General features: G+C 71.7%; 6 protein-coding genes. 2 read left to right on the top strand and 4 right to left on the bottom strand.

Annotated elements, in window-relative coordinates; genetic code table 11:
- A partial coding sequence (locus tag CCN33_RS07140; protein WP_086692369.1) for a MarR family winged helix-turn-helix transcriptional regulator occupies nt 1–382 on the bottom strand: 382 nt, incomplete at its 3' end.
- Nucleotides 383–471: 89 nt separating this feature from the next.
- Between CCN33_RS07140 and CCN33_RS07135 the strand changes: the two genes are divergently transcribed.
- Complete coding sequence (locus CCN33_RS07135) at nt 472–1,260, top strand: trans-aconitate 2-methyltransferase (RefSeq protein WP_086692367.1); 789 nt, start codon at nt 472–474, stop codon at nt 1,258–1,260.
- Nucleotides 1,261–1,264: 4 nt separating this feature from the next.
- On the opposite strand, the gene CCN33_RS07130 is transcribed toward CCN33_RS07135, so the two are convergent.
- Complete coding sequence (locus CCN33_RS07130) at nt 1,265–1,942, bottom strand: TetR/AcrR family transcriptional regulator (RefSeq protein ID WP_086692365.1); 678 nt, start codon at nt 1,940–1,942, stop codon at nt 1,265–1,267.
- A complete protein-coding gene (locus CCN33_RS07125) occupies nt 1,939–2,937 on the bottom strand; it encodes an acyl-CoA desaturase (protein ID WP_086692363.1) in 999 nt (332 codons plus the stop codon). The genes CCN33_RS07130 and CCN33_RS07125 overlap by 4 nt, the downstream gene beginning before the upstream one ends.
- A 301-nt stretch (nt 2,938–3,238) precedes the next feature.
- Here CCN33_RS07125 and ppc point away from each other — a divergent pair, with 301 nt between their 5' ends.
- Nucleotides 3,239–5,971: a phosphoenolpyruvate carboxylase gene (gene ppc, locus CCN33_RS07120; protein ID WP_086692361.1), complete on the top strand. Its 2,733-nt coding sequence runs from the start codon at nt 3,239–3,241 to the stop codon at nt 5,969–5,971.
- A gap of 111 nt (nt 5,972–6,082) precedes the next feature.
- Here the strand turns inward: ppc and CCN33_RS07115 are convergent.
- Nucleotides 6,083–6,527: hypothetical protein (locus CCN33_RS07115; protein WP_425275832.1), on the bottom strand; the 445-nt coding region annotated here is incomplete at its 5' end.

Raw genomic sequence — 6,527 nt, 5'->3', positions numbered from 1 at the left:
GACCGCGGCGACCGGCGCGGGGTGCTGGTGCGGCTGACCGACACCGGCCGGGACCGCGCCGGTCGCTGGGGTCGGGCAGCCGCTCCACGAGGCCCTTCTTGGCCAGCCGGTCGATGCGGTTGGTCATCGTGCCCGAGGTGACCAGCGTCTGGGTGAGCAGCTGGCCGGGGGAGAGCTGGTACGGGGTGCCGGCGCGGCGCAGCGCGGTCAGCACGTCGAACTCCCAGGGCTCCAGCTGGTGCTCGGAGAAGGCGAGCCGTCGGGCGCGGTCCAGGTGCCGGGCCAGCCTGCTCACCCGGCTCAGCACTTCCAGTGGTTCCACGTCGAGGTCAGGGCGCTCCCGGCGCCACGCTGCGACCAGCCGATCGACCTCGTCCTCCATGGAGATCAGTGTAGTGGTTGTGTCGACGTGAAGTCTCTTGAAGCTGAGTATCTTGACATCAAGAGACTCTCTTCGGGAAGGTTGCCTGCATGACGACGCCCTCCTGGGACCCCGCCCAGTACCTCCGTCACTCCGGCCACCGGCTGCGCCCGTTCGTGGATCTGCTGGCCCGCGTCCCCGGACTGCCCTCCGGGCGGCCCCGGATCGCCGATATCGGCTGCGGCCCCGGCAACGCCACCGCGCTGCTCGCCGAACGCTGGCCCGGCGCCCGGATCACCGGGTACGACAACTCGCCCGAGATGCTGGAGCGGGCCCGCGCCGAGCAGCCCGCGCTGGAGTTCGCCTCCGCCGACGCCCGCACCTGGACTCCCGAGGGCCCGCACGACCTGCTGTTCTCCAACGCCACCCTGCAGTGGGTGCCGGGCCACCTGAACCGGTTCGCGGACTGGACCGGCGCGCTGAAGCCCGGCGGGGTCCTCGCCTTCCAGGTGCCGGACAACACCGACGCCCCGCTGCACACCCTGATGCGCGAACTCGCCGCCACGCCCCGCTGGGCCCCCCGCCTGGCCGGCGTCCTGCGCGCCCCCGACTCCGTCCACGCCCCCGGCGTCTACCTGGACCACCTCGCCCGCCTGGGCTGTGCCACCGACGTCTGGCAGACCACGTACCAGCACGTGCTGCCCGGTGAGGACCCGGTCCTGGACTGGGTCAAGGGCACCGGCCTGCGCCCGGCCCTGACCGCGCTGGCCGACGACCCGGAAGCGAGGGACGCCTTCGTCGGCGAGTACCGCGCGTTGCTCCGCGAGGCGTACCCGGCGGCCCCCCACGGCACGGTCCTGCCCTTCCGGCGCCTGTTCGCGGTGGCGGTGAAGCCCTAGAGGGCTAGCTCTTGCGGTGGCCTATCAGGCGGGGCTTCTGTTCCAGGCCGTCCAGGCCGTGCCAGGCGAGGTTGACCAGGTGGGCGGCGACCTCGGCCTTCTTGGGGCGGCGGACGTCCAGCCACCACTGGCCGGTGAGGGCGACCATGCCGACCAGGGCCTGGGCGTAGAGCGGGGCCAGCTTGGAGTCGAAGCCGCGGTTCTTGAACTCGCGGCCCAGGATGTCCTCCACCTGGGTGGCGATGTCGGAGATCAGCGAGGCGAAGGAGCCCGTGGACTGCGGGATGGGGGAGTCGCGGACGAGGATGCGGAAACCGTCCGTGTACTCCTCGATGTAGTCCAGCAGCGCGAACGCGGCCTGCTCGCACAGCTCGCGGGGGTGGCCGGCGGTCAGCGAGCCGGTGACCATGTCGAGCAGGCACCGCATCTCCCGGTCCACCACGACCGCGTACAGCCCCTCCTTGCCGCCGAAGTGCTCGTACACCACCGGCTTGGAGACCCCGGCCTTGGCCGCGATCTCCTCCACCGACGTGCCCTCGAAGCCCTTCGCCGCGAAGAGGGTCCGGCCGATCTCCAGCAACTGCTGGCGGCGCTCCGCACCGGTCATCCGGGTCCGGCGGGTCCGCCGCGTCTTGTCGTTGCTCGGGGTGCTGCTGGAGTCGGTGGCCACGCCGTCAATCATGCCGCCTTCGCGGCAGCCTTCCCGCGCCGGGAGGAACCCTCGTCGTCGGTGCGCCGGGAATCGATGCGCGAGCGGGACGGCCAGCGCACGTCATAGGCCCAGCCCAGCTTCTCGCACCAGCGGATGATCCGGGCCGAGGAATCGATCTGCCCGCGCTCCACGCCGTGCCGGGCGGAGGTCGGGTCCGCGTGGTGCAGGTTGTGCCAGGACTCGCCGCAGGACAGCACGGCCAGCCACCACACGTTGCCCGAGCGGTCGCGGGACTTGAACGGGCGCTTGCCCACCGCGTGGCAGATCGAGTTGATCGACCACGTCACGTGGTGCAGCAGGGCCACCCGGACGAGTGAGCCCCAGAAGAACCCGGTGAAGGCGCCCCACCAGGACATCGTGGCGAGCCCGCCGATCAGCGGGGGCAGCAGCAGCGAGACGGCCGTCCACAGCGCGAACTGGCGGGAGATCGCCCGCATGGCCGGGTCCTTGACCAGGTCCGGCGCGTACTTCTCCTGCGGGGTCTGCTCCTCGTCGAACATCCAGGCGATGTGGGCCCACCACAGGCCCTTCATCAGCGCGGGGAGCGTCTCCCCGAACCGCCACGGCGAGTGGGGGTCGCCCTCGGCGTCGGAGAACTTGTGGTGCCTGCGGTGGTCGGCCACCCAGCGCACGAGCGGCCCCTCCACCGCCATCGACCCCATGATCGCCAGCGCGATCCTGAGCGGCCGCTTCGCCTTGAAGGAGCCGTGGGTGAAGTAGCGGTGGAAGCCGATCGTGATGCCGTGGCACCCCAGGAAGTAGAAGAACACCAGCAGGCCCAGGTCGAGCCAGCTCACCCCCCAGCCCCACACCAGCGGCACGGCCGCGAGCAGGGCCAGGAACGGTACGACGATGAACACCAGGAGCGCGATCTGTTCGATCGAGCGCTTCTGCTCGCCGCCCAGCGTGGCGGTGGCGCCGTCGGTGCGGACTTCGTCGATCACATCGGAACTACTTGAGGTCATGCGCGTCCCCTGTGGGGTCGAGGGCGGGGGTCGAGGGGGTACCGGACAGGTACGGAACGGACGGTACGTCCCTACGGTTCCGTAACCTACGGCGTCGTAAGTATGTCAGCGGTTCGGCCGGCGGCAAGAGCCCGAGATCCTGCGCGTCCACCGGGCGACCTATCCTTGGAGGCGGTCGGACAGCGCGGTCCGCTCTGTTTACTTCCCGGACGTTCCGGCCGGTATGCGGCGTTTTGCCGTGTGATGGATGGGTGTCCGGGTTCCCGCCGGATGAGCTTCAACACCGCAAGGAGCCGCACCTGTGAGCAGTGTCGACGACCAGACCACCACGAACGGCCAGGCGCTGCGCGCCGACATCCGGCGCCTGGGCGATCTCCTGGGCGAGACCCTCGTCCGCCAGGAGGGCCCCGAGCTGCTGGAACTGGTCGAGAAGGTCCGCCGCCTGACCCGCGAGGACGGCGAAGCCGCGGCCGAGCTGCTGCGCGGCACCGAGCTGGAGACCGCCGCCAAGCTGGTGCGCGCCTTCTCCACCTACTTCCACCTCGCCAACGTCACCGAGCAGGTGCACCGCGGCCGCGAGCTGCGCGCCCGCAGGGCCACCGAGGGCGGTCTGCTCTCCCGCACCGCCGACCGGCTCAAGGACGCCGACCCCGAGCACCTGCGGGACACCGTCCGCAACCTCAACGTGCGCCCGGTCTTCACCGCCCACCCCACCGAGGCCGCCCGCCGCTCGGTCCTCAACAAGCTGCGCCGGATCGCGGAACTCCTGGACACCCCCGTCCTCGACTCCGACCGCCGCCGCCACGACGTACGGCTCGCCGAGAACATCGACCTCGTCTGGCAGACCGACGAACTGCGCGTGGTCCGCCCCGAGCCCACCGACGAGGCCCGCAACGCCATCTATTACCTGGACGAGCTGCACGCCGACGCCGTCGGGGACGTCCTGGAGGACCTCACCGCCGAGCTGGAGCGGGTCGGCGTCACCCTGCCGCCCGACACCCGCCCGCTGACCTTCGGCACCTGGATCGGCGGCGACCGCGACGGCAACCCCAACGTCACCCCCCAGGTCACCTGGGACGTGCTGATCCTCCAGCACGAGCACGGCATCAACGACGCGCTGGAGATGATCGACCAGCTCCGCGGCCTGCTCTCCAACTCCATCCGCTACGCGGGCGCCACCGGGGAACTCCTGGAATCCCTGGAGGCCGACCTGGAGCGCCTGCCGGAGATCAGCCCCCGCTACAAGCGGCTCAACGCCGAGGAGCCCTACCGGCTCAAGGCCACCGCGATCCGGCAGAAGCTGGAGAACACCAAGCAGCGCCTGGCCCGCAACACCCCGCACGAGGAGGGCCGGGACTACCTCGGCACCGCCGAGCTCCTCGCCGACCTGCGGATCATCCAGACCTCCCTGCGCGAGTACCGGGGCGCCCTCTTCGCCGACGGCCGCATCGACCGCGTCATCCGCACCCTGGCCGCCTTCGGCCTCCAGCTCGCCACCATGGACGTCCGTGAGCACGCCGACGCCCACCACCACGCCCTCGGCCAGCTCTTCGACCGGCTCGGCGAGGAGTCCTGGCGCTACGCCGACATGCCGCGCGAGTACCGCGCCAAGCTGCTCGCCAAGGAGCTGCGCTCGCGCCGCCCGCTCGCCCCGAGCCCGGCCCCGGTCGACGCGGCCGCGGCCAAGACCCTCGGCGTCTTCCAGACCGTCAAGCGGGCGCTGGAGGTCTTCGGGCCCGAGGTCGTCGAGTCGTACATCATCTCGATGTGCCAGGGCGCCGACGACGTGTTCGCGGCGACCGTGCTGGCCCGCGAGGCCGGACTGCTCGACCTGCACGCCGGCTGGGCGAAGATCGGCATCGTGCCGCTGCTGGAGACCACCGACGAGCTGAAGGCCGCCGACACCATCCTGGAGGACATGCTCTCCGACCCGTCCTACCGGCGCCTGGTCGCCCTGCGCGGGGACGTCCAGGAGGTCATGCTGGGCTACTCCGACTCCTCCAAGTTCGGCGGCATCACCACCAGCCAGTGGGAGATCCACCGCGCCCAGCGCCGGCTGCGCGACGTCGCCCACCGCTACGGCGTACGGCTGCGTCTCTTCCACGGCCGCGGCGGCACCGTCGGCCGCGGGGGCGGCCCCTCGCACGACGCGATCCTCGCGCAGCCCTGGGGCACCCTGGAGGGCGAGATCAAGGTGACCGAGCAGGGCGAGGTCATCTCCGACAAGTACCTGATCCCCTCCCTCGCGCGGGAGAACCTGGAGCTGACGGTCGCCGCCACCCTCCAGGCGTCCGCCCTGCACACCGCGCCCCGCCAGTCCGACGAGGCGCTCGCCCGCTGGGACGCGGCCATGGACGTCGTCTCCGACGCCGCCCACGCCGCCTACCGCCGGCTCGTCGAGGACCCGGACCTGCCGACGTACTTCCTCGCCTCCACGCCGGTCGACCAGCTCGCCGAGCTGCACCTGGGCTCGCGGCCCTCGCGCCGCCCCGGCTCGGGCGTCTCGCTGGACGGACTGCGTGCCATCCCGTGGGTGTTCGGCTGGACCCAGTCCCGGCAGATCGTCCCCGGCTGGTTCGGCGTCGGCTCCGGGCTGAAGGCCCTGCGCGAGGCCGGTCTGGACACCGTGCTCGGTGAGATGCACGAGCAGTGGCACTTCTTCCGGAACTTCATCTCCAACGTCGAGATGACCCTCGCCAAGACCGACCTGCGCATCGCCCAGCACTACGTGGACACGCTCGTCCCCGACGAGCTGAAGCACGTCTTCGACACCATCAGGGCCGAGCACGAGCTGACCGTCGCCGAGGTGCTGCGCATCACCGGCGAGGACGAACTGCTCGCCGCACAGCCCGAGTTGCGGCAGACCCTGAGCATCCGCGACGCCTACCTGGACCCGATCTCCTACCTCCAGGTGGCGCTGCTCAAGCGCCAGCGCGACGCGGCCGCCGCCGGTGAGGAGCCCGACCCGACCCTGGGCCGCGCCCTCCTGCTCACCGTCAACGGCGTCGCGGCGGGCCTGCGCAACACCGGCTGACCCGCGGCAGGTACGGCGGTGCCCCCGGAGCGTGCCTGCTCCGGGGGCACCGGCGTATCAGGACGGCCTCCGCTGGACGGCTTTCTCGGGACGGCCTTCTCGGGACGGCTCTCAGGACAGCACGAAGGCCGCCGTCAGCAGGCCCGCGCCCGCCAGGCCCAGCACCCAGGCCGACCGGGGCATCCGCATGCCGCCCGCGACCACCACCGAGGCCAGCAGCAGCGCGCCGCCGAGCGGCAGCCAGGCCAGCAGGACACCGGAGACGCCCGCGCGCACGGCGAGGTCCGTACCGGGTTCTAGGACGACGTCGTAGCTGTGCCCCTCGCGCACCACCACCGACCGCTCGATGCGGACGGAGGGCCGCGCGGTGGCGCCCGGCGACAGCGGCTTGAACGTGCCCGCGCAGTGGTCCGGCAGACAGTCCGTCACCGTCAGCGTGCCGCGCTCGCGCCCCTTGGGCAGCATCGCGTGCTGCGCGGTCCCCCAGGACCCCCAGGCCCCGGCGAACACGATCAGCGCGGCGAACACCCCCGCGACCACGACCCGGCCCACCCGG

Source organism: Streptomyces recifensis (assembly GCF_002154615.1).
GTDB lineage: Bacteria > Actinomycetota > Actinomycetes > Streptomycetales > Streptomycetaceae > Streptomyces > Streptomyces griseoluteus.
Note: the sequence above shows the minus strand (reverse complement) of the source record. Positions and strands in the feature narration are given on the sequence as shown.

Excerpts from the sequence above, each read along its gene's own strand:
- CCN33_RS07125 (WP_086692363.1), bottom strand. The coding sequence starts at position 2,937 with ATGACCTCAAGTAGTTCCGATGTGATCGACGAAGTCCGCACCGACGGC.
- CCN33_RS07130 (WP_086692365.1), bottom strand. The coding sequence starts at position 1,942 with ATGATTGACGGCGTGGCCACCGACTCCAGCAGCACCCCGAGCAACGAC.
- CCN33_RS07135 (WP_086692367.1), top strand. The coding sequence starts at position 472 with ATGACGACGCCCTCCTGGGACCCCGCCCAGTACCTCCGTCACTCCGGC.